Below are 26,138 nucleotides of genomic sequence, written 5' to 3'. Positions count from 1 at the left end.
CGTAACACCTGCCTCACCTCCGCCGATCTGCGACGTATCACTCGTTCGCAGTCCGGAGCAGGGGCCAGTCTTGAAGCACTCCGATCAGTCGACCGACAACGACGTCAGCGGGGACAACAGCGGCACGGCGATCCAGGCGGGGTCGATCGGCGGCGACGTGTACGTGGGCACGCCCGGCAAGCTCTCCTGGCGCAAGGCTCTGCGGTACTCGGCCGTTCCGACGGCGGCTCTCCTGGCCTGCTCCGCGGTCGCGGCCGTGGCACTGCTGGCGCTGGACGAGCCGGCGCCGCAGACACCGGCGGCCGCTACCGCCTCGGCGTCGGCGGAGACCGGCACCCCGTCAGCACCCGCCGTCTCCACGCCTGGTGCACCGGCCAGACCCACGACGGCCGGTGCCGCCCGTCCAGCCCCAGGTGGCAAGGCGACCAGCTCGACCAGCAGCCGTCCTGTCACCGTGGAGCCGACAACGACCACTGTGGCCGTCGCGGCCGCGCCTCCACCCGCAGGCGTGCGGTTCAGCGGCACACTTCAGTTCGGCAGCTTCCACCTGGACCTCGCCCAGCCCCGCGACATGCCCGGCACGAACATCTGGCCGCTCACCCCGGGGCGCCTGCACGGCGACGACGGCTACTGGCTCGCGGAATGGCTCAGCGACAACGTCCCCGGCCAGGCCGAATGCGCCGACCACGTCGGGCAGAAGGCGACCAGGGACGCGGAGAACCTCATCGCAGGCAGCCGGGTGTGCGGACAGACACCCGGCGGCCGGATCTTCCTCGTCGACGTGGTCGCGCTCGACTCCAGCACGATCACCGGCCAGGTCACGGTCTGGGACTAGAGGTCGTTCGCCGCGATGTACCCGAACGTCATGGCCGGCCCGATCGTCGACCCCGCTCCGGCGTAGCTCCGCCCCATCACAGCCGAGCTGACGTTGCCCGCCGCGTACAACCCGGGAATCACCGAACCATCCGGCCGCAGCACCCGAGCACGGGCATCGGTGACCATCCCGCCCTTGGTGCCGAGGTCACCGGGCACGATCTTGAACGCGTAGTAAGGCGCCACCCACAACGGCGCGAGACACGAGTTCGGGAAGACAGCCGGGTCGGTGTAGTAGTGGTCGTAAGCGCTGTCACCGCGCCGGAAATCGGTGTCCCTGCCCGTGAACGCCTGGTTGTTGAACCGGCTCACGGTGGCCTTCAAAGCAGCCCCCGGCACGCCGATCGCCGAGGCAAGTCCGTCGAGCGACCAGTTCTTCACGACCGCGCCGGCCTGGTACCACCCGTCGGGCAGCGGCAGCGTCGGCGCCACATCGGCGAACAGGTAGCGGTTGCGGTAGTTCTGGTCGACGATCAGCCACGCCGGGATGCACGGCGAAGTCGGGTTCTTGTCGTACATGGTGTGCACGACGTCGCTGTAGGGTGCCGCCTCGTTGACGAACCGCTGCCCCGCCTGGTTGATCATCAGGCCGCCGGGCAGGGTGCGTTCGGCCAGGCAGAAGTACGGCGAGCCGGGCGTCGGAATCGCGGGGCCCCACCAGGCGTCGTCCATCAGGTCCAGCGCCGCCCCGGCCCGCAGGCCGGCGCGGTGGCCGTCGCCCGTGTTCTCCTTCGCGCCGACCGTCCACTGCGTACCGATCGGCTGACGCTGGTACTGGGCGCGCATCGACGCGTTGTGCTCGAAGCCGCCGGAACCCATGATCACGCCACGCCGAGCCCGGACGAGGCCGCGCGAGGTCAGGACTCCCTTGACCGCGCCGTTTTCCACGTGCAGGTCTTCCAACGGGGTGTTGAGCCACACCGGCACCTGAGCCTGCATCAGGCCCGCCCGCAGACCACCTGCCAGCGCCTGCCCCATCGTCAACGGCTTCTGCCCCGCCAAAGCCGCCGCCGTACCGCGTGCCAACGCCGCCGCAGCCGTCGCAGCCCCCTTGGCGTTGACCAACGCCAGAGCCAGCCACTTGTAGTCGGCGCCGTAGATGACCATGCCCGCCGGTGTGGCCAGGTAGGGCGCGTTGAGGTTGGCGAGCTCCGCCCCGAGGATCCGGCCGTCCAGCATCTCCGGCTCGATCGACCGCCCACGAACTATGCCACCGGGCAGCTCCGGGTAGTAGTCGCTGTAGCCGTCCATGTGCCGGAACCGCAACGGGCTGTTGCGCATGACGAACGAGATCATCTGCGGCCCGTAGGTCAGATAAGCCTGCTGCCGCACCGCCGGGATGTCACCGACGACCGCCGCGAGGTACTGCCGCGCCTTCTCCGGGGTGTCGGGAATGCCTGCGGCGAGGATGATCTCGTTGTTGGGAATCCAGATCCCGGCACCGGATCTTGCCGCGGAGCCGCCGTAAGTCGGTGCCTTCTCCAGCACCACGCAACTCAGGCCGCGTTTCGCCGCGGTCAGAGCGGCGGTCATGCCCGCCGCACCGGCACCGACCACCACGACGTCGAACTCACCGAGCGACGCCGAAGCGGAAGAAGTCTTGACCAGTCCGGAGGCCAGCGCGAGACCGGCACCGGCGAGCACCTGACGGCGGTTCAGGTTCATGGGGTCGCTCCAGACATCGTCTTCCGGTGGTCCCAGCTGGCGATCTTGGTCGGCCGGAAGATCACGGCCACGCGCCTCGCCATCGCCTTCCGCAACGCCTCGCGCGCGGTCTCGTCGTCGCCGACCTCGCCGAAGTTGCGCGCCACCACCGCGTCCACGACCGGGCCGAGGTCGGTGAACTCGGTGACGCCCTCCATGTGCACGCCGCGCAGCTGGTCGTAGGTCTCCCCCGCCTCGGCGAGCACGCTGCAGCGCGGATCCCGTTGCAGGTTCACGATCTTCTGCGACTTGCGGTCCGTGCAGAACACGATCTCGCCGTCCAGCCACGCGAACCACATCGGCGCGACGTGCGGCAGGCCGTTGCGGCCGATGGTGGCGACGATCAACGTCTTCTGACCGTCCAGAAACGCCTCGATCTCCGCTGCGTTCATCTTGATCAGATCACGCACGGTCCCGCAGCTTTCGCTTGTACAGCTTGCCGTTCGGGTCGCGCGGCAACTCGGCGAGATACTCGACGGTGCGCGGCAGCTTGAACTTGGCGAGCCGTGTGCGGGCGAACTCCAGCAGCTCCTCGGTCAACGCCTCGGAGCCTTCGACACCGTCGACCGGCTGCACGACCGCCTTGATCTCCTCGCCCCAGTCCGCGTGCGGCACCCCGAACACCGCCACGTCTGCGACCTTCGGGTGACAGATCAGCTCACCCTCGATCTCCGCCGGGTAGATGTTCACGCCACCGGAGATGATCATGTCGTTCTTGCGGTCGCACAAGAACAGATAGCCGTCCTCATCGAGATAGCCGATGTCCTGCAACGTGAACAGCCGGCCCACGCGCGCAGCCTTCGTCTTCTCCGCGTCCTTGTGGTACTCGAAGGTCGCGTCGCCCATCCGCATGTAGACCAGGCCGCGTTCGCCGACGGGCAGCTCGGTGCCGTCCTCGCCCAGGATCTTGATCTCCGACGTCGGCCACGGCAGCCCGACGGATCCGGGCTTGCGCAACCACTCCTGCGCGGAGATCGCGGTGCCGCCACCCTCGGTCGCGGCGTAGTACTCGATCACGACCGGCCCCCACCAGTCGAGCATGCGGCGCTTGACCTCCAGCGGGCACGGCGCGGCGCCGTGGATCATCGAGCGCAACGACGACATGTCGTACTTGGCCTTGACGTCGTCCGGCAGTGCCAGCAACCGGTGGAACTGGGTCGGCACCATGTGGCTGTGGGTGACCTCGTACCGCTCGATCAGCCGCAGCATCTCCTCGGGCGACCAGTGGTCCATCAGCACCGCGGTGTGGCCGAGCTGGATCGAGATGACGACGAAGTTCAGCACCGCGGTGTGATAGAGCGGCGACCCGCAGAGGTGCACGTGCCCGTCGTGCGGCTTGATCCCGAAGATGCCGAAGAACCACGGCGCCGACGGTGGAATGACGTCCGGGTCGGCGCCGGTCAACGGCCTGCGCACACCCTTGGGCCGCCCGGTCGTGCCCGAGGTGTAGAGCATCGGCGAGCCCGCCGTGCGCACATCCGGCCGGCCAGATTCACCCTCACCGAGCTTGCTCAGCGGCTCGAACTCGGCGATCTCGCCCACGGCGAAGCGAGATCCCGCAGGCAGGCTCGCCGCGGCTTCTGTCGCGGCGGCCGCGAACCGTTCGTGGGCCACGAATGCCTTGGCGCCGCTGTCCTGGACGAGGTACGCGACCTCGGCCCCGGTCAGGTGCCAGTTGGCCATCACGACGTAGAGGCCGGTCTGGTAGGCGGCGAAGTACACCGCCACCAGTTCGGCGCTGTTGGGCAGCATCAGCACGATGCTGTCGCCGGGCTCCAGCCCCAGTGTCTGGAACCCGCGCCCGTACCGGTCTGCTGATGCCGCGAGCTCGGCGTAGGTGATCTCGCGACCGCTCGGATCGACCAGCGCGGTGAGGTCCGGCTGATCGGCAGCGATGTTCCAGAGTCCTGTCACCACCCCCTCAAAGTAGAACGCGTTTCACCTACTGACAAGCCTCCGACACGGCCTTGATCGAGGCAACGTCACGGCACCCGACGATGAGCATCGTGACGCCCGCCTTCTCCCAGCGGCCGATCTCGTCGCGCACGTGCTCGGCGGTGCCGACGATGCTGATCTCGGCCACCAGCTCGTCCGGAACCGCCTGCGCCGCCTCGTCTTTACGTCCGGCGAGGAACAGCTTGCCGATGTCCTGCACGGCCTCGCCGTACCCCATGCGCGTGAACACCTCGGCGTGGAAGTTCATCCCGGGCGCACCCATTCCGCCGATGTACAAAGCAACGAACGGCTTGAGCATGGCCCGCACGCTCACCGGATCGTCCGTCACCACGACCTGACACGTGGCCGCGACCTCGAAGTTCTCCCTGCTACGACCTGATTTCGCGAACCCTTCGGCCAACCACTCGTCGTACATCCCGGCCAGCCGCGGCGCGTAGTAGATGGCGAGCCAGCCATCGGCGATCTCCGACGCCAAAGCGACGTTCTTCGGACCCTCCGCACCGAGCCAGATGGGCAGGTCAGCGCGCAGCGGGTGCGTGATGGGCTTCAGCGGCTTGCCGAGACCGAGCGCACCCGGCCCCTGATAGGGCAACGGATAGTGCGGGCCGTCGTTGACCACTGGCGCCTCGCGCGCCATCACCTGGCGCAGGATCGACACGTATTCCCTGGTCCTGGCAAGCGGTTTGGCGAACGGTCGCCCGTACCAGCCCTCCACGACCTGCGGCCCGGACACGCCCAGCCCGAGCACGAACCGCCCGCCCGAAAGATGATCGAGCGTGAGCGCGTGCATGGCGCAGGCAGCCGGCGTACGGGCCGACATCTGCACGACGGACGTGCCCAGCCGGACCCGTTGCGTGTCGGATCCCCACCACGCCAACGGAGTGAAGGCATCGGAGCCCCACGCCTCGGCCGCGAACACCGCGTCGAAGCCGAATTCCTCTGCCGCCGCCACGAGTTCGGCGGCGTTCGCGGGCGGCCCAGCGCCCCAGTACCCGAGCTGCAGACCGAGCTTCATGCACCCATCTTGCCACCATTTCGAGAACCTGTTTCACTTTGATCTGTGACCAAGCCGCCCGAGACAAAACCTCTCAGCGCTCCGCTGGACGTCGGCTTCGACTACACGCGCTCGACGGGCCCGACGCTGGGCCGGTTCCTCTCGGATCTGCGGCGCCGGAAGGTGACCGGGATCCGCGGTGCGGACGGGCGGGTGCACGTGCCGCCGCTCGAGTACGACCCGGTGACCGCCGAGCGGCTCACCGAGTTCGTCGACGTGGCGTCGACCGGGGTCGTGCGCGGCTGGTCGTGGATTCCCGAGCCGCTGGAGGGCCAGCCGCTCGACCGGCCGTTCGCGTGGGCGTTGATCCAGCTCGACGGCGCGGACACCTCGTTGCTGCACGCCGTCGACGCGGGCTCGCCGGACAAGATCTCCACAGGCGCGCGTGTACGCGTGCGCTGGCGTGGAGAACGGGTCGGCGCGATCACCGACATCGAGTGCTTCGAGCTCTCCGAAGACGCTGCGGACCCACCTGTTGAAGCTGACGAGGTCACGATGGTGACCACGCCGGTGAACCTCCACTACACGCACTCCGCGTCACCGACCGAGGACCCGTTCCTGCGTGGCCTGATGGAAGGGCGGCTGTTCGCCCAGCGCTGCCCGGTGTGCGAGAAGGTCTACTTCCCGCCGCGTCCCGCCTGTCCCACCGACGGCGTACCGACGACGGAGCAGATCGAACTGTCCGACCGCGGCACGATCACGACGTTCTGCGTGGTCAACGTGCCGTTCCTGGGCCAGCGGATCCCGCCGCCGTACGTGTCGGCCTACGTGCTGCTGGACGGCGCGGACATCCCGTTCCTGCACCTGCTGCTCGGCATCGCTCCCGAGGACGTGCGGATGGGCATGCGCGTGGAAGCGGTGTGGAAGCCGCGCGAGGAGTGGGGCCCGACGATGCGCAACATCGACCACTTCAAGCCCTCCGGCGAGCCGGACGCGCCGTTCGACTCCTACTCCCAGCACCTGTGAGGCCCTGATGCGAGAGATCGCGGTGGTCGGTTTCGCGCAAACGCCCTGCGTGCGTGAGACCGACGGCACCACCAACGGTGTCGAGATGCTGGTGCCGATCTTCCACGAGGTGCTCGGCGGGCTCGGACTGACCAAGTCCGACATCGGGTTCTGGTGCTCGGGTTCCTCGGACTACCTGGCCGGGCGAGCGTTCTCGTTCGTGTCGGCGGTCGACGCGATCGGCGCGTTCCCACCGATCATGGAGTCACACGTCGAGATGGACGCCGCCTGGGCCCTGTACGAGGCCTGGGTGAAGCTGCTCTGCGGCGAGGTCGACACCGCACTGGTCTACGGATTCGGCAAGTCGTCGGCCGGTCAGTTGCGCCGGGTCATGGCCATGCAGCTCGATCCGTACGTCGTGACGCCGCTGTGGCCGGATTCCGTTGGCCTGGCCGGGATTCAGGCCCGCATGGGCATCGAGGCCGGGCTCTGGGACGAGCGGGCGATGGCGACCGTGGCCGCGCAGAGTCGCGCCGCAGCGATGTCGAACCCGCTCGCGCAGCTGTCCGGTGAGGTCGACATCGACGAGTTGCTTGCTTCCGACTACCTCGCGGATCCGTTGCGGCGGCACGACTGCGCGCCGATCACCGACGGCGCCGCCACGATCGTGCTGGCGGCCGGCGACCGCGCACGGGAGCTCTGCGAACGGCCGGCGTGGATCACCGGGTTCGAGCACCGGGTGGACTCGCCGTCGTTCGGCGCACGCGACCTGCTGACCTCGCCTTCGACGGTGGCCGCGGGCAAGGCGGCCGGGACTGAGGGTGTCTCCGTCGCCGAGCTGCACGCGCCGTTCACCCACCAGGAGATCCTGCTGCGCCAGGCACTCGGACTCGGTGACGACGTGGTGGTCAACCCGTCGGGCGGAGTGCTCGCCGGGAACCCGATGTTCGCGGCAGGGCTGGCGCGGATCGGTGAGGCCGCGCGCCGGGTGCACGACGGCTCGGCCTCCAAGGTGCTGGGGCACGCCACGAGCGGGCCGCTGCTGCAACAGAACCTGGTCTGCGTCATGGAAGGGCGGCCGTAGATGCGGAACCTCTTCCACGTTGAGGAAAGGCGGGACTGATGCGCCCGGCAGCAGTCGTCGGCACCGGCCAGACACACCACGCCGCAAAGCGCCTGGACGTCTCCATGGCCGGTCTGTGCCGTGAGGCGATCGACCGCGCCATGGCGGACGCCGGCGTGGACTGGCCTGACATCGACGCCGTGGTCCTCGGCAAGGCCCCCGACCTGTTCGAGGGCGTCATGATGCCTGAACTGTTCCTCGCGGACGCTCTTGGCGCGGTCGGCAAACCGTTGCTGCGCGTGCACACCGCGGGCTCGGTCGGGGGCAGCACGGGCAACGTCGCCGCGTCGTTGGTCCAGTCCGGCGTGCACGACCGCGTGCTGGCGGTGGCGTTCGAGAAGCAGTCCGAGTCGAACGCGATGTGGGCTCTCTCGGTGCCCACCCCGTTCACCATGCCCGTGCACGCGGGCGCTGGCGGCTATTTCGCGCCTCACGTCCGTGCCTACATCCGCCGCGCAGGCGCCCCGGAACACATCGGCGCGATGGTGGCCGCCAAGGACCGTCGAAACGGTTCGCTGAATCCCTACGCGCACCTGAAACAGCCGGACATCACCGTCGAATCGGTTCGAGCGTCCACGATGTTGTGGGACCCGATCCGTTACGACGAGACGTGTCCTTCCTCGGATGGTGCTTGTGCGGTCGTGATCTCCGCCGAACCGACGTCCGGCCCTTCGGCGTGGATCCGGGCGACAGCGCTGCGCACCGAACCCACGACGTTCGCCGGCCGCGACCAGGTCAACCCGCAGGCCGGACAGGACGCCGCCCGCGCGTTGTGGAAGCAGGCGGGCATCACCGACCCGCTGTCCGAAGTGGATGCTGCCGAGATCTACGTGCCGTTCTCGTGGTTCGAGCCGATGTGGCTGGAGAACCTGGGGTTCACCGACGTCGGCCAGGGCTGGAAGCTCACCGAGGCGGGCGAGACCGAGATCGGCGGCCGGCTGCCCGTCAACCCGAGCGGCGGCGTGCTCTCGTCGAACCCGATCGGCGCCTCGGGCCTGCTGCGCTACGCCGAGGCCGCGATGCAGGTCATGGGCACCGCCGGGGACCACCAGGTCGACGGCGCGCGGGTGGCCCTGGGCCACGCGTACGGCGGTGGGTCGCAGTTCTTCGCCATGTGGGTCGTCGGATCGGAGAAGCCGTGAAGTTCACCGTTGGCATCGCCATGAGCCCGCTCGACCAGCTGACCGAGTTGGCCAAGACCGCCGAGGAGTGCGGCTACGCGTCGATCGCGCTGCCGGATTCGCTGTTCTTCTCGGAGAAGGTGTCGGCCGACTACCCGTACACGCCCGACGGCTCACGGATGTGGAACGCCGAGACCCCGTGGGTCGACCCGTTCGTCGCCGCAGCGGCGATGGGCGCGGTGACGTCGCGAATCCACTTCTACACGCAGGTGCTGAAGCTCGGCTCCCGCAACCCGTTGCTGCTGGCCCGCCAGGTCGGTTCGGTCGCGCACATGACCGGCAACCGCTTCGGGCTCGGCGTCGGGCTCGGCTGGTCGCCGGAGGAGTTCGAGTGGTGCGGCGCGCCGTTCAAGAACCGCGGCCCGCGCGTGGACGAGATGATCGACGTGCTGAAGCTCGTGCTCGGCGGCGGAATGGTCGAGTACCACGGCGGGTACTTCGACTTCGACCGGCTGCAGATGTCGCCGGCGCCCTCCTCGCCGGTGCCGTTCTACGTCGGTGGCCACTCCCCTGCTGCGCTGAAGCGCGCGGCACGGGTCGGTGACGGCTGGACGTCCGCGATGATCAAGTACGCGGACCTCAAGTCGGTGATCGAACAGCTGAAGGACCTGGGGGCGTTCGAGCGGCCGTTCGAGATCCAGGCGGTGTGCATCGACCGGTTCGGGCTCGACGGGTACAAGCAGCTCGACGAGATCGGCGTGACGGACGTGATCGTGGTGCCGTGGCTGTTCTACGGCGTCGGGTTCGACGGCAGCTTGCAGGCCAAGAAGGACGGACTTCGGCGCTTCGCCGACGAGGTGTTGGGAGAGTTCGCGTGACCGCGGTGACCTGGACGGCTTCGAAGACCGAGACCCCGGCCCGGGTGGCCTCGTGGCGTTCCATGGACGCCGTGACGCGTGGTGCGAAGGACGACTGGCTGGCGTTGTTCGCCGACGACGCGGTGGTCGAGGACCCGGTCGGCCCGTCGATGTTCGACGCCGAGGGCAAAGGCCACCACGGCAAGGAGGCGATCTCGGCGTTCTGGGACCTGACGATCGCCAACGTCGAACGGTTCGAGTTCACGATGCACGACTCGTTCGCGGCCGGTTCCGAGTGTGCCAACGTCGGCACGATCACCGCGTTCCTGCCTGGCGGAGCGCGCATCGACACCGAGGGCGTGTTCGTCTACAGGGTCGGCGAGGACGGGCTGGTGAAGTCGTTGCGCGCGTTCTGGGAGACAGAACGCGCGCTCGCGACCCTTCAGACTCCCTGACTACCTCGTGATCGTGAAGGTGGACGTCGTGTTCCTGACGTCCACCTCGTTGTTCTTGAGGCGCAGTCGTTCGAACGTCACCGAGCCGATCGCCGGGCCCTGACCGGGTTCGGGAAGCTCGTTGGCCCACAGGCCGAAGCCGGACCTGGCCCCGAACTCGTCCCCGCTGAGCCGGGCGCCGGTGATGCCCTTGCGCACCTTGTCCAGCGCGGCCTGCACGGCGGCGTGGCCGTGCCCGTCCGGCGTGACGTAGCACGCCGGTTGCGAAACCGGGCGCAGGCGCTATACGTTCAACTAGAACAGGTTTCAGTTTTCGGTGCCGGGCGACCGAGGAGTGGACATGGCGAAGAGGGCGTCGCGTGGCAACGAAGCTGACTACGTGGTCGTCGGGTCGGGCAGCTCGGGAGCGGCGATCGCGGGCAGGCTGGCGGAGGCAGGCGCGAGCGTGATCGTTCTCGAAGCCGGCAAGACCGACGAGAAACTGTTGGTCCGCAAGCCGGGACTCGTCGGCCCGATGCACGCGGTTCCCCAGCTCAAGAAGCCTTTCGACTGGGGCTACTACTCCGTGCCGCAGAAGCACGCCCTCGACCGCAAGATGCCGGTGCCGCGCGGCAAGGTCGTCGGCGGCTCCAGTTCGATCAACGGCATGGTCTACGTCCGCGGCAACCGCGCCAACTTCGACTCGTGGGCCGCCGAGGGCAACACCGGCTGGGACGCCGACCGCGTGAACGCCGCGTACAAGCGGATGGAGGACTTCGAGGACGGCGAGAACACGTTCCGAGGAAAGGGTGGTCCAATCCGGGTCACCCGCGTCAGGAACCCGGAGGAGGGCTCGCTGCAGTTCCTCCAGGCCACCGCCGACACGGTCGGTTGCAAGATCCTCGACGACTACAACGCCGAGTCGCAAGAGGGCGTCAGCCGCATGCAGCAGAACGCCGCCGACGGCCTGCGCTACAGCGCCTCACGCGGCTACCTCCACCACCTCGCGCCCGCGACGCTGGAACTGCAGTCCGGCGTGCTGGTGCAGAAGGTGCTAATCGAGAACGGCCGCGCGGTGGGCGTCTCAGTGGTCGACTCCGACGGCACGCAACGCACTGTGCGCGCCGGCAAGGAAGTCATCCTCTCAGCTGGGTTCGTGGGATCCGCGCAGCTGCTCATGCTGTCCGGCATCGGCCACGCCGAGCACCTTCGCGAACACGGCATCGGGGTGGTTGCGGACCTGCCGGTCGGCGACAACCTGCACGACCACATGTTCCACGCGCTGACGTTCCACGTCTCGTCGAGCCGCAACAAGGGTTCCGCACCGTACTTCGCGCGCGGGCTGGCTCGCGAGCTGCTCCGCCCCGGCACCACGTTCCTCGCGAACTCGGTGTTCGAGGCCGTCGCGTTCTTGCGCACGTCCCAGGCCGACGCAATCCCCGATCTGCAGCTTCACCTGCTGCCGTGGGCGTACGTGTCGCCCAACCAGGACGCACCGATCCGGCACGACGTGGACCAGCGCCCCGCGCTCACCGTGCTGACCACGTTGATCTACCCGAAGAGCCGCGGCACGCTGCGCCTCGCCTCCGCGGACCCGGCGGCGGCACCGCTCATCGACCCCCAGTACCTGGCCGATCCGGCCGACCTCGACGTCCTCACCGAGGGCTCGGAGATGGTCCGCGAGATCTTCGCGTCGAGCGCGTTCAACGGCTCGGTCAAATCGGAGATCCACCCAGGTGTCGGGCTGCGTGGCCAGGAGTTGCGGGACGCGATCCTCAACCGGGCGACGTCGGTCTACCACGGCGTCGGCACCTGCCGGATGGGCGTCGACGAGCTCGCGGTCGTGAGTCCCGACCTCAAGGTCCGCGGCGTCGAGGGCCTGCGGGTCTGCGACGCGTCGATCATGCCGTCGATCACCGGCGGCAACACCAACGCGCCGGCCATCATGATCGGCGAGATGGGCGCGCAACGCGTTCTGGCGGACCGCTGAGGAACGCGGTCAGCATCGGCAGGAATCCCGGCGCGATCACGCCGTCGACGAACAGACTGTGATCAGCGCCGGGAAAGACCGCGATGCCGTTGCGCGCGTCCTCCGGCATGGCCGCCGCGAACGTGGCAACGCTGGTGGCGACCGGCACCGAGTCGTCGGCGCCACCGAACAGCGCGAGCACCGGACACTTCAGCTCGGGCAACAGCTGCGCGGGGTCGACATCCATGCTGCGCGCGAAGAACGCCATCGCTCCAGGCGTGGTCACGGCCTGAGATACGACCCCGTACCAGGGCTTGTCGGCGAAGCCGAGTTGAGCCGCGACGACCTGCTCGGCCGATTCGCCCGCGCGCAACCTGCGCGCGCGCTCGTCCACCCAGGCCATGCCTTCCGCGTGGTCGGCGCCGCCAACCCCGTCCCGCCGCAGCCAGCTGTCGACGCGCATGCGCTCCTGCGCGGCCATGGTGACCCCGGGCCCGCTGATCGTCACCACGCGGTCGACCTGCGCGGTGGCGGCGGCCAGCAGCGACACCCAGCCGCCCTGGCTCCACCCGATCAGACCGACCCTGTCGCGGTCGACACCGGGCCAGCCGCGCAACACTTCCACCGCAGCCAGCGATTCGGCGGCCCGGTCGGCAAACGACTGCGTCCGCCAGTCACCGGGCGACTTCCCGCAGTCAGGCTTGTCGTGCGCCAGCACAGCGACACCGCACCCGCTGATCCGCGCAGGACAGTCGCCCCACTCCTCGATCCCGCCGCACCCGCTGCCGTCGACGAAGACGAGCCCTGGCACCACGCCCTCACCGGGCCTGCGCACGATCGCGCGCAGGTCACCGGCAGGACTCGGCACGACAGTCGGTTCCTCGATGAAGTCGGCCCCCATCGCCCGACCGTACTAGGAGTACTGGACGCGGAACTCCTTGATCCCGTTGAGCCAGCCCGACCGCAGCCGCCGCGGTTCCGCGACCTGCTTGATGTCCGGCATGGCGTCCGCGATGGCGTTGAAGATCAGGTCGATCTCCAGCCGGGCGAGGTTCGCGCCGATGCAGAAGTGCGCGCCGCTGCCACCGAATCCGAGGTGCGGGTTGGGATCACGGGTGATGTCGAACTTCTCGGGATGGTCGAACACCTCCTCGTCGAAGTTGGCGGACGAGTAGAACATCCCGACCCGTTGCCCCTGCTTGATCTCCACCCCGCTGAGCACGGTGTCGGCCATCGCGGTGCGCTGGAACGACACCACCGGCGTGGCCCAGCGGACGATCTCGTCACAGGCCGTCGCGGGCCGTTGGGCCTTGAACAGCTCCCACTGGTCCGGGTGGTCGAGGAACGCCTTCATGCCGTGCGTGATGGCGTTGCGGGTGGTCTCATTGCCGGCGACCGCGAGCAACAACACGAAGAAACCGAACTCCTCCGACGCGAGCCCCGCACCGTCCACATCGGCCTGAACGAGCTTGGTGACGATGTCCTCGCGCGGGCACTTGCGGCGGTCCTCGGCCATCGTCCACGAGTAGCCGAGCAGCTCCGTGGCCGCCGCGAGCGGTTCGATCTCGAACTCGGGGTCGTCGTAGGCGATCATCTGGTTCGACCAGTCGAAGATCTTGCGCCGGTCCTCCTGCGGGATGCCGATCAACTCCGCGATCGCCTGCAGCGGCAACTCGCACGCCACGTCACTCACGAAGTCGCCACTTCCCTTGGCCAGCGCCTCCGTCACGATCTTCTCGGCGCGAGCAGTGAGAGCCTCACGCAGCGCGTTGACCGCGCGCGGGGTGAAGCCGCGCGAAACGATGCCGCGCTGCTTCGTGTGTGTCGGCGGGTCCATGTTCAACAGGAGCAGCCGCTGCATCTCGATGTTGTCACGCGGCATGTCGTCGCGGAACCGGATGATCGCGGTGTTCTCCCGGCTGGAGAACAACTCGCTGTTCCGCGACACCTCCTTGACGTCGTGGTGCCTGGTCACCACCCAGTAGCCGTCGTCCGGAAACCCGCCCTGCCCCAGTGGTTTGGAGTTCCACCAGATCGGTGCGGTCTGACGCAGTTCGGCGAACTCCTCGAAGGGCAGACGACTCGCGTACATGTCGGGGTCGGTGAAGTCGAAGCCCTCGGGGATGCGCGGCTTGCCCACAGGCACCTCCTAGATGTAACACGTTCTATCTGATTCAAACACGCTTGCGCCTTGTGTTGAAGCCCCCAGGCGGCCAATCTGGAGACTCACAGGAACGTGTTCTAGTTTCCAGGCAGAGGAGGCCCGCGTGGGCAGTCCGGTGATCGTGGGAGCGGTGCGCACGCCCATAGGCCGGCGCAACGGCTGGTTGTCCGACCTGCACGCCGCCGAGCTCCTCGGTGCGGCACAACGAGGTCTGCTTGACAGAACAGGCGTAGATCCGTCCACTGTCGAACAGGTCATCGGCGGCACCGTCACCCAGGCGGGCGAGCAGTCGAACAACATCACCCGCACGGCATGGCTGCACGCCGGCCTGCCTTCCTCGACGGGCTGCATGACCGTCGACGCCCAGTGCGGGTCGGCTCAGCAGTCCACGCACCTCATCGCGGGGCTGATCGCGGCGGGTGCGATCTCTTGTGGCATCGCGTGCGGGGTTGAGGCCATGAGCCGGGTACCGCTACGCAGCAACGTCGGTGACACCGGGATGCCGCGGCCTGAGTCTTGGACCATCGATCTGCCCAACCAGTTCGTGGCGGCTGAGCGGGTGGCTGCTCGGCGCGGGATCGGGCGTGAGGAGGTTGACCGGTTCGGGGTTCAGTCGCAGAACCGGGCTCGGGCGGCTTGGGCGGCTGGGCGGTACACCGCTGAGGTTGTGCCGGTGAAGGTCGGCGAGGAGTTGGTGGAGACCGATCAGGGGTTGCGGGAGACGTCGCTTGAGGCGTTGGCTGCGTTGAAGCCTGTGGTGCCAGATGGGGTGCACACCGCTGGGACGTCCTCACAGATCTCTGACGGTGCGTCTGCCGTGATGGTGGTGGACGAGGAGTTCGCTCGGGCGCACGGATTGCGGCCTCGGGCGCGGATTGTGGCGCAGTGTCTGGTTGGGTCGGACCCGTACTACCACCTCGACGGTCCGGTGGATGCCACGGCGCGGTTGTTGCAGCGCAGTGGGATGAAGATGGCGGACATCGATCTGTTTGAGGTCAACGAGGCGTTTGCGTCTGTGGTGCTGTCTTGGGCGGCGGTGCATCGGCCGAACCTGGATCGGGTCAACGTCAATGGCGGGGCTATCGCGATTGGCCATCCGGTGGGGAGTACCGGGACGCGGTTGATCACCACGGCGCTGCATGAGTTGGAGCGGCGGGATGCCGCTACGGCGTTGATCACGATGTGTGCGGGTGGGGCGCTGGCCACCGGGACGATCATCGAGCGGATCTGAGGGTCGTGGCTGGTTCGGGTCACGACCCGGGTCGGCTTGCGTGGGTTGACCGCCGGTTCCAGCGGGGTGGTCACCTGCCGTGCGGGCGGTCGCCTTGCGTGGGTGGTTGCTCAGGTCCTTAGACGAGCTTTGGTTGCGTCATCGGCGCTTCGCGACGATTGCGATTGGGGCTTGACTTCGGGGCCCTTACGAGGCGCTGGTCGGCCTTAAAAAGCCGGGCTGATAAAGCGCCCGGCCGATCCGAACACGGTAGCGCCTCGAACCCAAAGTCAAGCCCCAATCGCCGTCGTGCGTGGGTTGCGTTGACACCGCACCTCACCAATACCGGTACCCAGTCGGGCATTAGGCCTTTCGGGCTCGCTTCGCGGCGCCATAGCGGCGTCCGTTGCACGGCACGGCAGTTAGCGCCGTGCCGTACCCCTAGAGAGCGTGGATTAGATTTCGTCTGGGTCTGCGGTCTGGGTCCAGCCACTTGGGCGGCTGGAAGACCGGCATGCCGTTGACCATTTTTACTGTCCAGCCGCTGTGGTGGATCAGTGTGTGGTGGTGACGGCAGAGCAGCACGCCGTTTTCTGCGGAGGTGGCGCCGCCGTCGGCCCAATGCTTGATGTGGTGGGCATCGCAGTGCTTCGGGTGCCTGTCGCAGCCGGGGAACGCGCAGCCTCGGTCGCGGATGACCAGGAGTCGGCGGATTCCGGCGGTGAAGGTGCGGGCCTTGCGGCCGACGTCCAGCGGCTGCGACTGCGTGCCCAACACCAGCGGGATGATGCCCGCGCTGCACGCGAGCTGGCGGACCTGATCGGCCGGGACGCGTTCGCGGGTGTCCAGCGTCGCCGCGCCGACCTGGGCCGCGAGGTCGTCATAGCGCATCGTGAGAGTCAACGTCACCGGCTCGCCGCCGTGCTCAGGCATCTGGTCGGCGCGCAGCATCAAGTCGACCAGCTCAGCGAACGCGTCGCCTTGGCGTTGCGTGCGCGAGCGCGGGTCCGGGCCTTCCTCGACCGTGGTCGGGCGCGGCTTGGCCAGCGGGTCGATCAGCGCCTCGAACTTGGCGCCGGTGATCTTGTCCAACGTTCCCGAGACCTTCAGCAGATCGCCCCGCCAGTCCAGCGTGAGGTCGTTGACCCGCGGTGCGGGCCCGGCGTCGCGCGGCTCGGGGTCATCCTGATAGAGCCGGTAGGCCAGCTCCTTACCGAACGACCGCACCGCACTCGGCTCATGCTCACGGGCGAAATCCACCACCGCGGCTTCGGCTTCGGCGGGCAGCTTCTTCATGACCTCGGCGACCACCTTGACGTGCTCGACCGACAACGCGCCCTCCGCCGCCGCAGACGCGGTGGCGGGAAGTTTCGGAGCGAGTTCGGCGCCGGTCGGTGTGATCTCAGCGCTCAGCAACGCCGCGTTCTCAACCCATTGCTTGGCAACAGTCCGATCCCACCGCACGGCATGCTTCAACACATACGGCAAATCCTTATAACCAAGCTCGGATGCGGCGCCTCGCCGATCCAATTCGGCGATCATCTCCATCAACTCGTGCTCGCCACTACGGATCTCCATCGCTTTACCGACGATACGCCGGAGCACATCGTCAGTGGAGAGAAGCGGGAGACCTTCGATCACGTGTTCCAATCTACCGCAAGATCACGATTAGATTACGCGTAAAGCCAGACACGATCGAATGAATCGACCAAGCAGCCCGCCAGTGGCGAAGGCGAAGCCGAGCCCGAAAAGGCCTAATACCCGACCGGGTACCGGTATTGGTGAGGTCCGGTGTCAACGCAACCACGCACGACGGCGATTGGGGCTTGACTTTGGGTTCGAGGCGCTACCGTGTTCGGATCGGCCGGGCGCTTTATCAGCCCGGCTTTTTAAGGCCGACCAGCGCCTCGTAAGGGCCCCGAAGTCAAGCCCCAATCGCAATCGTCGCGAAGCGGCGATGAAATGACCCGGCCCGTCCAAGGACCTGAGCAACCACCCACGCAAGGCGACCGCCCGCACGCAAGGCGACCCCTCCGCTGGAACCCGAGCCAGCGCACGCAAGCCGACCCGCCCGCCTGGGACCCGCCGCCCGCCAACGCAAGCCGACCCGCCCGGAACGGGCCACCTCAACGAGTCATGCGCCGTAGACCGGCACCGGCCGATACTCCGCGACCAGCTCGCGAACCACCGCCCCCAACTCCGCCGGCTCCCACCGAGCACCCTTGTCGATCTCCCGCCCCCGCTGCCACCCCTGCACGAGGCAAACCCGCCCACCATCAACCTCGAACATCTGCCCAGAAACGTCGGCAGCCTCCGCACTCCCCAGCCAAACCACCAACGGCGACACGTTCTCCGGCGCCATGGCGTCGAACCCGCCGTCCGGCACCGCCATCGACTCCGCAAACGTCTGCTCGGTCATCCGAGTCCGGGCGGCAGGCGCGATCGAGTTCACCGTGACCCCGTACCGAGCCAACTCAGCCGCCGCCACCAACGTCATCGCCGCAATCCCGGCCTTGGCCGCCGAGTAGTTCGCCTGCCCGACAGACCCGAACAACCCCGCCCCAGACGACGTGTTGATCACCCGCCCCGAGACCGCCCCACCGGCCTTGTGCACAGCACGCCAATGGGCAGCAGCGTGACGAAGAGTCGCGAAGTGCCCCTTCAGATGAACCCGCACAACCTCGTCGAACTCGTCCTCACCACAGCTCACGATCATCCGGTCGCGCACGATCCCGGCGTTGTTGACCAGCACATCGAGCCCGCCAAAGGAAGACACCGCAGCATCGATCACCCGAGCGGCACCAGCCCAAGTCCCCACGTCATCGGTGTTGACCACAGCCCGCGGCCCGATCAAAGCAGCGACCTCGGCAGCCGGCTCGACAGACAGGTCGTTCACCACGACCCGCGCCCCGGCAGCACCAAAGGCCAGCGCGTGCGCACGACCTATCCCGCGCCCCGCACCGGTGACGATGACGACCCGGTCCTCGCACAACCTCATGACGAACCCCCATCGGTGTCGGCAGCAGCCAGGAACGCGGGTACCTCTCCCCCGCCGTGCACGACCAACGTCGAACCGGTCACGTACGAAGCCAGCGGTGAGGCGAGGAAGACCGCACACGCCCCGACCTCGTCCGGCGACGCCAGCCGCCCCAACGGCACCGTCCGCTCAACAGCCGCGATCCCGGCCTCGGAGCCGTAGTGGAGATGAGATTGCTCGGTGCGAACCATGCCGACAGCCAGAGCGTTGACCCGCACGCGAGGCGCCCACTCGACGGCCAGTGACGCGGTCAGGTTGTCCAGCCCGGCCTTCGCGGCCCCATAGGCAGCGGTACCAGGAGACGGACGACGACCGGAAACACTGCTCACCATCACGATCGAGCCGCCTGTGGACTGCGACTGCATGACCTCGTTGGCCGCCTGGGACACCAGCAACGGCGCCAGCAGGTTCAGCTCGACGATCTTGGCATGGAACCGCGGCGAAGCGTTGGAGGCCAACGCGAACGGCGCACCACCCGCGTTGTTGACCACGACGTCCAACCGGCCGAACTCCGAAACAACCCCGGACACCAGCGACGAGACCTGCTCGGCATCGCGGACGTCGCACGGCACGAAAGACGCGCCCGGTACGTCAGCAGGACGCCGGGCGCAGGTCACGACCACCGCACCAGCAGAAAGAAAGGCGCGGGTGATCCCCAGACCGACGCCCCGCACGCCGCCCGTCACCAGGACTACGGCTCCGTCGAGGGACAGTTCCACGATGCACCTACCCCGGTCGCTCCGGCGCTGCTAAATTACCAAGCAATCGCTTGGTTCGGAAGGCGGGCGGATGGGAATCTCCAGCAGCCACACCGAAAACGGCATCATCGAAGTGACCGTCGACATCCCGCCGGTGAACGCCATACCGGCGCGCGGCTGGTTCGAGCTGGCCGACGTGATCACGCAGGCCGGCAGGGACCCGGATGCCAGGGTCGTGATCCTCAGAGCCGAGGGCAGGGGGTTCTGCGCGGGCGTCGACATCAAGGAGATGCAGCGCACGCCCGGCTACGACGCGCTGATCGCGGCGAACCGGGGATGTGCCAAGGCTTTCTCCGCCGTGTACGACTGCGAGGTGCCGGTCATCGCGGCGGTGAACGGGTTCTGCCTCGGCGGCGGGGTCGGGCTGGTCGGCAACTCGGACGTGATCGTCGCGTCCGACGACGCCACGTTCGGGCTGCCCGAGGTCGACCGGGGTGCCCTAGGCGCGGCTACGCACCTGGCCCGGCTCGTGCCGCAGCACCTGATGCGGACGCTGTACTACACGGCCCGCAACGTCAGCGCGCAGACCTTGCACCACCACGGCAGCGTTTACAACGTCGTGCCGCGTGACCGGCTCGACGAGGCGGCCCGTGAAGTCGCCAGGGACATCGCCAAGAAGGACCCGACGGTGATCCGCGCGGCCAAGGAGGCGATCAACGGCATCGACACGCAGCGCGTGCACACCAGCTACCGCTTCGAGCAGGGCTTCACCTTCGAGCTGAACCTCACCGGCGTGTCCGATCACGCCCGGCAGGCCTTCGTGGACGGGAACCATGCGCGACAAGCGAATGACAGCTGAGGACGCCGTAGCCGAGATCAAGGACGGCATGACCGTCGGCATCGGCGGCTGGGGCTCCCGGCGCAAACCGATGGCCCTGGTCAAGGCGATCCTCAAAAGCACCGTCAAAGACCTCACCGTCGTGAGCTACGGCGGCCCGGACGTCGGACTGCTGTGCGCCGCCGGCAAGGTGCGCAAGCTGATCTACGGGTTCGTCTCGCTCGACACCATCGCGTACGACCCGTGGTTCCGCAGGGCCCGCGAGACCGCGCAGATCGACGTGCTGGAGCTGGACGAGGGCATGTTCCAGACCGGGCTGCGAGCCGCCGCACACCGTCTCCCGTTCCTGCCGATCAGGGCAGGCCTCGGCTCGGACGTGCTCAAGTACGCCCCGGAGCTCAAAACGGTCCGGTCGCCTTACGACGACGGTGAAGAGCTCGTCGCCATGCCCGCGCTCAAGCTCGACGTCGCGCTGGTGCACCTCAACCGCGCGGACCGGCACGGCAACGCCCAGTACCTCGGGCCGGACCCGTACTTCGACGACCTGTTCTGCCTGGCCGCGGACCGGCGATACGTCTCCTGCGAGCAGATCGTGGACACGTTCGACGGTCCGCCACAAACGCTGCTGCTCAACCGCATGATGGTCGACGGCGTGATCGAGGCACCACAAGGCGCGGGGTTCACGAGCTGCGTCCCCGACTACCCGCGCGACGAGGCTCTGCAGCGGGAGTACGCCGAAGCCGCCGGTGACCTGGAGAAATGGCCGGACTTCTACGAGAGGTTGCTGGCATGAGCGACATCACGAGGGCCGAAATCTGCGTCACGGCCTGTGCGGACCTCTTCCTCGGCGCCGGCGAGACGCTGATCAGCCCGATGGGCCTGATCCCGTCGCTGGGCGCGAAACTGGCCCGCCTCACCACCGAGCCGGACCTGCTGCTGAGTGACGGCGAGGCCTACCTGCTCACGCCGGAGTCCACAGTGGAGGGATGGCTGCCGTACCGCCAGGTCTTCGACGTAGTCGCGCACGGCAGAAGGCACGTCGTGATGGGCGCGAACCAGATCGACAGGTTCGGCAACCAGAACATCTCCGCGATCGGCGACCACGCCAAACCCACCCGGCAGCTGCTCGGGTTCCGCGGCGCGCCGGGCAACACCATCAACCACCGCACCAGCTACTGGGTGCCGCGCCACAGCCCGCGCATCCTGGTCAACGCGGTCGACGTCGTCTCCGGCGTCGGCTACGACCACGCCGTGGGCCCGTTCCACGACATCCACCGCGTGGTCACGAACCTGGCGGTGCTCGACTTCGACACCCCGCACCACTCGATGCGCATAGTGTCGACCCACCCGGGAGTGTCGGTCGACGAGGTCCAGAAGCAGACGTCGTTCCCGCTCATCGCCGACGACGTGACCGAGACCCGGCTCCCGACCGAAGAGGAGCTGGAGCTCATCCGCACGACGATCGACCCGAACAACAAGCGCGACAAGGAAGTCCCGGCATGAGGACCGCGCTGACCGACCTGGTCGGCGTCCGGCACCCGGTCGTGCAGACCGGGATGGGCTGGGTCGCCGGATCGCGGCTGGTCTCCGCCACCGCAGAAGCCGGCGGGCTCGGCATCCTCGCCTCGGCCACCATGACCTACGCCGAACTCGAAGCCGCCATCAAGGAGACCCGTTCCCGCACCACAAAACCGTTCGGCGTGAACCTCAGAGCGGACGCCCAGGACGCTCCGGAACGGGTGGACCTGCTGATCCGCGAACAGGTCAAGGTCGCTTCCTTCGCACTGGCCCCGAAACCCGACATGATCGCCAAGCTCAACGACGCCGGCGTCGTGGTCATCCCGTCGATCGGCGCGGCCAGGCACGCGGAGAAGGTCGCGAAGTGGGGCGCCCACGCCGTGATCGTCCAGGGCGGCGAAGGCGGCGGCCACACCGGCGGCGTGGCAACGACTCTCCTGCTCCCCAGCGTGCTCGACGCCGTCGACATCCCGGTGATCGCGGCCGGAGGGTTCTTCGACGGCAGGGGCCTCGCCGCCGCACTCGCGTACGGCGCTGCTGGAATCGCGATGGGCACCAGATTCCTGCTCACGCAAGAAAGCACGGTGCCACACCAGGTCAAACAGGCCTACCTGCAACGAGATCTGAACGGCACGGTCGTCACCACCCGCGTCGACGGCCTGCCCCACCGGGTGCTCAGAACCGACCTCGTCAACCACCTCGAACAGTCGGGCAAGCTGAGCAGCCTCACGAGAGCGATCACCAACGCCGCCAAGTTCCGCAAGCACACGGGCCTGAGCTGGCGCGCGATGATCCGCGAAGGCCTGGCCATGAAGCACGGCAAGGACCTCACCTGGTCGCAGGTGATCATGGCCGCGAACACGCCGATGTTGCTCAAAGCCGGCCTGGTCGAGGGCCGCACCGACGCAGGCGTGCTCGCCTCCGGTCAGGTCGCCGGAATCCTCGACGACCTGCCCACCTGCGAAGAACTGATCACCACCATCGTGCAGGACGCCGAGAAGATCATCGACCAGCTCAGAGACGTTCGATGATCGTCACGTTCGCCTGACCGCCGCCCTCGCACATCGTCTGCAACCCGTACCGCCCACCGGTCCGCTCCAGCTCGTGCAGCAACGTGGTGAACAACTTCGTGCCAGTCGCCCCGATCGGATGCCCGAGCGCCAGCGCTCCCCCGTTGACGTTGACCCGCCCCAGATCGACCTTCAACTCCTTGGCCCAGGCCAAAGGCACGGACGCGAACGCCTCGTTGATCTCGAACAGGTCGATGTCCGAGATCGACATCCCGGCCCGCTCCAACGCGAACTTGGTGGCACGGATCGGCGCGGTCAGCATGTAGATCGGGTCGGACCCGCGCGCGGAGAGGTGGTGCACCCGAGCGCGAGGGGTCAGCCGACGCTCGCGCAGCGCCCGTTCCGACACGACCAGCACCGCCGAAGCACCGTCGGAGATCTGCGACGACAACGCAGCCGTCGTCCGGCCGCCCGGCCGCAACGGTTGCAGCGCAGCCATCTTCTCGGCACTGGTGTCCGGCCGCGGGCACTCGTCCGCCGCAACCCCGTTGACCGGCGCGATCTCCCGGTCGAACCGGCCCTCCTTGATCGCGGTGATCGCCCGCAGATGGCTCTGCAGAGCGAACTCCTCCATCTCGCGCCGAGAAAGATCCCAGCGCACCGCGATCAGGTCGGCGGCGCGGAACTGGTTGACCTCCTCGTCGCCGTACCGGTGCTGCCAGCCCTCGCAGCCCTCGAAGGGGCTCCCTGCTTTTGAACCGGCAGTCATGGCCGACCCGATCGGCACCTGCGACATGTTCTGCACGCCGCCCGCGACCACGACATCGGCCGTGCCGCTCATCACCGCCTGCGCCGCGAAGTGCAGCGCCTGCTGGCTAGACCCGCACTGCCGGTCCACCGTCACACCCGGCACCTGCTCGGGGAACCCCGCCGCCAGCCACGAGGTCCGCGCGATGTCACCCGCCTGCGGCCCCACGGTGTCCACGCACCCGAAGATCACGTCGTCCACGTCCGTCGGGTCGACGTCCACGCGGTTCAGCAGCGCGGTGATCACGTGCGCGCCCAGATCGGCCGGGTGCACGTGACTCAGCTCGCCGCCACGCCGACCCGCCGGAGTCCGCACAGCCTCGATGATGTACGCCTCGGCCACGAGGGCCCTCCTTCTAAATCTTGTAACGCCTGCGCCCCGTTGCGATGCCGTCGAGCAAGATCGCGAGATATTGGTCCGCCACAGCGTCCGCGGACAGCCCTCCGTCGGGCCGGTACCACCGCACGGCCACCCACACCGTGTCGCGGATGAACCGATAGGCGAGATCGACGTCGAGGTCGGCACGGAACACACCCGCGCCCATGCCGTCCTCCAGCAGCACCGTCCACAGCTTGCGGAACTCCACGTTGCGGTCGTCCAGGTAGGAGAACCGCTCCAGCGGCATGAGGTGCTTGGACTCGTTCTGGTAGATCGCGACCTCGGCGTGCCGGGTGTCGATCGCCTCGAACGACGCCACGACCAAGGCCTTCAGCGTCTGCTTCGGTTCCAGCCCGGCGTCGACGATCTCCCGATACCGCGTGAACAGCTCGTCGAGGAAGGTCCGCAGGATCTCGTCCACCATCGACTCCTTCGAGTCGAAGTGGTGGTAGAGGCTGCCGGACAGGATGCCGGCCGCGTCCGCGATGTCCCTGACCGTGGTCTGTCCGTAGCCACGCTCGGCGAACATCCGTGCGGCGAGCTCCAGCAGCTCCGCCCTCCTGTTGCTCACGGGTCTTTCCTTCCTCATGGGTGCTGACTGCTCACCGAGACGACCTCACCCGTCAGGTACGACGAGTAGTCGCTGGCGAGGAACACGATCACATTCGCGACCTCCCACGGCTCGGCGGCGCGCCCAAAGGCTTCTCGGGACGCCAGTTCGGTCAGCAACTCCTCACTGGTGACCTTGGCGAGGAACGGGTGCGCCGCCAAGCTGGGGGCGACCGCGTTCACCCGGATGCCGTGCTCGGCCACGTCCATCGCGGCGCATCTGGTGAGCGCCATGACTCCTGCTTTCGCTGCCGCGTAATGGGCTTGACCCTTCTGGGCGCGCCAGCCGATCACACTGGAGTTGTTAACGACGACACCGCTTCGTTGGGCGACCATTTGGCGTAGTGCGGCCCTCGTGCAACGGAAGGTGCCGTTCAACGTCACGTCCAGCACGCGGGACCACTCGTCGTCGGTCATGTCCAGCACGGACTTCTCGCCGCCGAGGCCGGCGTTGTTGACCATCACGTCGATGCGGCCGAACCGCGCGACTGTTTCGTCAATCAGCGTCTGCACCTGGTCTTCTTCGGTCACGTCGCACGGGATCGCGTGATCGGTGCCTAGCGCCTCGTGGGTTTCCTTCAACCGCCGCTCGTGCCAGTCGCTGATGATCACGGTCGCACCCTCTTCGAGGCACCGTTTCGCGGTCGCCGAGCCGATGCCCGTGCCCGCAGCCGCGGTGACCACGACGACTTTGTCCTTCAACAGATCATGGCCGGTCATCGGGGCAGCCCCAGGATTCGGTGGGCGATGATCTCGCGCTGGATCTCGTCCGAGCCGCCGTAGATCGTCTCCGCACGGGTGAACAGGAACAGACGCTGCCACTCGTTGCCGTCGAGCATCGACTCCGGCCCGAGCGCCTCCATCGCGAGCTCACCGAGTCTGCGGTGCCAGCCCGCCCAGAACAGCTTCAGCACGGACGCCTCCGGGCCTGGTTCGTCGCCGAGGGTTCTGAGGGTGTGCGAGCGCATGACGTGCAGTTCCATCCACGCCCTTGTGAGCTTCTCCTGCATGGAGTCCGGGGCGCGGGCGATGATCGCGTCGAGCTGGCGGCGGAAGCCGACCTGGTGGCCGAGCATCGCGGTGCCGCGTTCGAAGCCCAGCGTCGCCATCGCGATCTTCCAGCCCTCGCCCGGCTGCCCCACGACGTTATCCCTGGCCGTGACCGCGCCGTCGAAGAAGACCTCGTTGAACTCGGACGTGCCGGTCAGTTGCCGGATCGGCCGCACCTCGATGCCCGGCTGGTGCATCGGCACGAGCAGGTACGAGAGGCCGTGATGGCGCTGGGAGCCCGGTTCGGTGCGGCACAGGACGAAGATCCAGTCCGAGTAGTGCGCGTTCGACGTCCAGATCTTCTGGCCGGTGATCACCCACTGGTCGCCGACCAGCTCGGCCCTGGTGGAGACGGACGCGAGGTCGGAGCCGGCACCTGGTTCGGAGTAGCCCTGGCACCACAGCTCGTCGAGCGCGCGGATCTTGGGCAGGAAGCGTTCCTTCTGCTCAGGCGTGCCGAACGCGATGAGCGTCGGCCCGAGCAGTCCCTCGCCGACGATGTCGACCTTCGCGGGCGCGTCGGCCTCGGCGTACTCCTCGTGGAAGACGACCTGCTCTTCGACGCTGCGCTCGCCGGGCCAGCCGAGGCACGTCCACCCGTGAGCCGCCAGGTGCCGGTGCCACCGCAGCCGTCCCTCGAACGCCTCGTCCTCGCGGCCGGGTCCACCCAGGCCGCGCAGCTCAGCGAACTCACCGACGAGGTTGGCGGACAACCATTCCCGCACCTCGCGCCGGAAGGACTCCATGCGCCATACTCTAACCTACCAAGCACTTGCTTTGGA

Annotated in this window: 26 protein-coding genes; 12 read left to right on the top strand and 14 right to left on the bottom strand. The window is 67.8% G+C overall.

Features of this window, described 5'->3' with window-relative positions:
• Positions 1 to 70: 70 nt before the first annotated feature.
• Positions 71 to 835, top strand: coding sequence for a hypothetical protein (locus tag LFM09_RS08110; protein ID WP_414095684.1), 765 nt, complete (start codon positions 71 to 73; stop codon positions 833 to 835).
• Here LFM09_RS08110 and kstD read toward each other — a convergent pair.
• From kstD to LFM09_RS08090, 4 genes are read right to left on the bottom strand one after another with little or no spacing between them, the layout of a single operon-like run.
• Complete coding sequence (gene kstD / locus LFM09_RS08105) at positions 832 to 2,538, bottom strand: 3-oxosteroid 1-dehydrogenase (protein WP_414095683.1); 1,707 nt, start codon at positions 2,536 to 2,538, stop codon at positions 832 to 834. The genes LFM09_RS08110 and kstD overlap by 4 nt on opposite strands.
• On the bottom strand, positions 2,535 to 2,987 hold the full coding sequence (locus LFM09_RS08100) for a pyridoxamine 5'-phosphate oxidase family protein (protein ID WP_414095682.1): 453 nt from the start codon (positions 2,985 to 2,987) through the stop codon (positions 2,535 to 2,537). Before LFM09_RS08100 ends, kstD begins: the two co-directional genes overlap by 4 nt.
• Positions 2,980 to 4,494, bottom strand: a complete 1,515-nt coding sequence (locus tag LFM09_RS08095; protein ID WP_414095681.1) for an acyl-CoA synthetase — start codon at positions 4,492 to 4,494, stop codon at positions 2,980 to 2,982. Before LFM09_RS08095 ends, LFM09_RS08100 begins: the two co-directional genes overlap by 8 nt.
• A 25-nt stretch (positions 4,495 to 4,519) precedes the next feature.
• A complete protein-coding gene (locus LFM09_RS08090; protein WP_414095680.1) occupies positions 4,520 to 5,548 on the bottom strand; it encodes an LLM class F420-dependent oxidoreductase in 1,029 nt (342 codons plus the stop codon).
• Between the two features lie 45 nt (positions 5,549 to 5,593).
• Here LFM09_RS08090 and LFM09_RS08085 point away from each other — a divergent pair, with 45 nt between their 5' ends.
• The 5 genes from LFM09_RS08085 to LFM09_RS08065 are packed head-to-tail and all read left to right on the top strand — an operon-like array spanning position 5,594 to position 10,088.
• Positions 5,594 to 6,553 carry a Zn-ribbon domain-containing OB-fold protein gene (locus LFM09_RS08085; protein ID WP_414095679.1) on the top strand — a complete coding sequence of 320 codons (960 nt, stop codon included), beginning with the start codon at positions 5,594 to 5,596 and terminating at the stop codon, positions 6,551 to 6,553.
• A gap of 7 nt (positions 6,554 to 6,560) precedes the next feature.
• The gene (locus LFM09_RS08080) at positions 6,561 to 7,616 is read left to right on the top strand and encodes a thiolase domain-containing protein (RefSeq protein WP_414095678.1); all 1,056 of its coding nucleotides are present in this window, start codon (positions 6,561 to 6,563) and stop codon (positions 7,614 to 7,616) included.
• Positions 7,617 to 7,654: 38 nt separating this feature from the next.
• The gene (locus tag LFM09_RS08075; RefSeq protein ID WP_414095677.1) at positions 7,655 to 8,797 is read left to right on the top strand and encodes a thiolase domain-containing protein; all 1,143 of its coding nucleotides are present in this window, start codon (positions 7,655 to 7,657) and stop codon (positions 8,795 to 8,797) included.
• Complete coding sequence (locus tag LFM09_RS08070) at positions 8,794 to 9,654, top strand: TIGR03619 family F420-dependent LLM class oxidoreductase (RefSeq protein WP_414095676.1); 861 nt, start codon at positions 8,794 to 8,796, stop codon at positions 9,652 to 9,654. Before LFM09_RS08075 ends, LFM09_RS08070 begins: the two co-directional genes overlap by 4 nt.
• On the top strand, positions 9,651 to 10,088 hold the full coding sequence (locus tag LFM09_RS08065) for a nuclear transport factor 2 family protein (RefSeq protein WP_414095675.1): 438 nt from the start codon (positions 9,651 to 9,653) through the stop codon (positions 10,086 to 10,088). Before LFM09_RS08070 ends, LFM09_RS08065 begins: the two co-directional genes overlap by 4 nt.
• Here the strand turns inward: LFM09_RS08065 and LFM09_RS08060 are convergent, their stop codons facing one another.
• Complete coding sequence (locus LFM09_RS08060) at positions 10,089 to 10,307, bottom strand: hypothetical protein (protein WP_414095674.1); 219 nt, start codon at positions 10,305 to 10,307, stop codon at positions 10,089 to 10,091.
• A 121-nt stretch (positions 10,308 to 10,428) separates the two neighbouring features.
• On the opposite strand from LFM09_RS08060, the gene LFM09_RS08055 reads away from it, so the two are divergent.
• A complete protein-coding gene (locus LFM09_RS08055; protein ID WP_414095673.1) occupies positions 10,429 to 12,057 on the top strand; it encodes a GMC family oxidoreductase in 1,629 nt (542 codons plus the stop codon).
• Here the strand turns inward: LFM09_RS08055 and LFM09_RS08050 are convergent.
• Both LFM09_RS08050 and LFM09_RS08045 read right to left on the bottom strand, forming a co-directional pair.
• A complete protein-coding gene (locus LFM09_RS08050) occupies positions 12,011 to 12,937 on the bottom strand; it encodes an alpha/beta hydrolase family protein (protein ID WP_414095672.1) in 927 nt (308 codons plus the stop codon). The two genes, LFM09_RS08055 and LFM09_RS08050, sit on opposite strands and share 47 nt — an antisense overlap.
• Positions 12,938 to 12,949: 12 nt before the next feature.
• Positions 12,950 to 14,176: a cytochrome P450 gene (locus tag LFM09_RS08045; RefSeq protein WP_414095671.1), complete on the bottom strand. Its 1,227-nt coding sequence runs from the start codon at positions 14,174 to 14,176 to the stop codon at positions 12,950 to 12,952.
• A 127-nt stretch (positions 14,177 to 14,303) separates the two neighbouring features.
• Between LFM09_RS08045 and LFM09_RS08040 the strand changes: the two genes are divergently transcribed.
• Complete coding sequence (locus LFM09_RS08040; protein ID WP_414095670.1) at positions 14,304 to 15,431, top strand: steroid 3-ketoacyl-CoA thiolase; 1,128 nt, start codon at positions 14,304 to 14,306, stop codon at positions 15,429 to 15,431.
• 420 nt (positions 15,432 to 15,851) lie between these two features.
• Here LFM09_RS08040 and LFM09_RS08035 read toward each other — a convergent pair whose 3' ends face one another.
• From LFM09_RS08035 to LFM09_RS08025, 3 genes are all read right to left on the bottom strand, one after another.
• On the bottom strand, positions 15,852 to 17,051 hold the full coding sequence (locus LFM09_RS08035) for a DUF222 domain-containing protein (protein ID WP_414095669.1): 1,200 nt from the start codon (positions 17,049 to 17,051) through the stop codon (positions 15,852 to 15,854).
• A 493-nt stretch (positions 17,052 to 17,544) separates the two neighbouring features.
• Positions 17,545 to 18,408: an SDR family oxidoreductase gene (locus tag LFM09_RS08030; protein WP_414095668.1), complete on the bottom strand. Its 864-nt coding sequence runs from the start codon at positions 18,406 to 18,408 to the stop codon at positions 17,545 to 17,547.
• Positions 18,405 to 19,166, bottom strand: a complete 762-nt coding sequence (locus tag LFM09_RS08025) for an SDR family oxidoreductase (RefSeq protein ID WP_414095667.1) — start codon at positions 19,164 to 19,166, stop codon at positions 18,405 to 18,407. Before LFM09_RS08025 ends, LFM09_RS08030 begins: the two co-directional genes overlap by 4 nt.
• A 70-nt stretch (positions 19,167 to 19,236) precedes the next feature.
• Between LFM09_RS08025 and LFM09_RS08020 the strand changes: the two genes are divergently transcribed.
• The 4 genes from LFM09_RS08020 to LFM09_RS08005 are packed head-to-tail and all read left to right on the top strand — an operon-like array spanning position 19,237 to position 22,532.
• The gene (locus tag LFM09_RS08020; protein WP_414095666.1) at positions 19,237 to 20,004 is read left to right on the top strand and encodes an enoyl-CoA hydratase family protein; all 768 of its coding nucleotides are present in this window, start codon (positions 19,237 to 19,239) and stop codon (positions 20,002 to 20,004) included.
• The gene (locus tag LFM09_RS08015) at positions 19,979 to 20,776 is read left to right on the top strand and encodes a CoA transferase subunit A (protein WP_414095665.1); all 798 of its coding nucleotides are present in this window, start codon (positions 19,979 to 19,981) and stop codon (positions 20,774 to 20,776) included. The genes LFM09_RS08020 and LFM09_RS08015 overlap by 26 nt, the downstream gene beginning before the upstream one ends.
• Entirely contained in the window at positions 20,773 to 21,486 is a 714-nt protein-coding gene (locus LFM09_RS08010; protein ID WP_414095664.1) for a CoA-transferase subunit beta, read from the top strand. Before LFM09_RS08015 ends, LFM09_RS08010 begins: the two co-directional genes overlap by 4 nt.
• Complete coding sequence (locus LFM09_RS08005; RefSeq protein ID WP_414095663.1) at positions 21,483 to 22,532, top strand: NAD(P)H-dependent flavin oxidoreductase; 1,050 nt, start codon at positions 21,483 to 21,485, stop codon at positions 22,530 to 22,532. The genes LFM09_RS08010 and LFM09_RS08005 overlap by 4 nt, the downstream gene beginning before the upstream one ends.
• Here the strand turns inward: LFM09_RS08005 and LFM09_RS08000 are convergent.
• The 4 genes from LFM09_RS08000 to LFM09_RS07985 are packed head-to-tail and all read right to left on the bottom strand — an operon-like array spanning position 22,516 to position 26,102.
• Positions 22,516 to 23,661: an acetyl-CoA C-acetyltransferase gene (locus tag LFM09_RS08000; RefSeq protein WP_414095662.1), complete on the bottom strand. Its 1,146-nt coding sequence runs from the start codon at positions 23,659 to 23,661 to the stop codon at positions 22,516 to 22,518. The two genes, LFM09_RS08005 and LFM09_RS08000, sit on opposite strands and share 17 nt — an antisense overlap.
• A gap of 13 nt (positions 23,662 to 23,674) precedes the next feature.
• A complete protein-coding gene (locus LFM09_RS07995) occupies positions 23,675 to 24,286 on the bottom strand; it encodes a TetR/AcrR family transcriptional regulator (protein ID WP_414095661.1) in 612 nt (203 codons plus the stop codon).
• On the bottom strand, positions 24,283 to 25,026 hold the full coding sequence (locus tag LFM09_RS07990) for an SDR family oxidoreductase (protein WP_414095660.1): 744 nt from the start codon (positions 25,024 to 25,026) through the stop codon (positions 24,283 to 24,285). Before LFM09_RS07990 ends, LFM09_RS07995 begins: the two co-directional genes overlap by 4 nt.
• Positions 25,023 to 26,102 (bottom strand): acyl-CoA dehydrogenase family protein, encoded by a 1,080-nt coding sequence (locus LFM09_RS07985; RefSeq protein ID WP_414095659.1) that lies wholly within the window; start codon positions 26,100 to 26,102, stop codon positions 25,023 to 25,025. Before LFM09_RS07985 ends, LFM09_RS07990 begins: the two co-directional genes overlap by 4 nt.
• Between the last annotated feature and the right edge of the window lie 36 nt (positions 26,103 to 26,138).

The organism is Lentzea alba (genome assembly GCF_047445655.1).
Lineage (GTDB): Bacteria > Actinomycetota > Actinomycetes > Mycobacteriales > Pseudonocardiaceae > Lentzea > Lentzea alba_A.
This window is presented reverse-complemented; position numbering and strand designations above follow the sequence as displayed.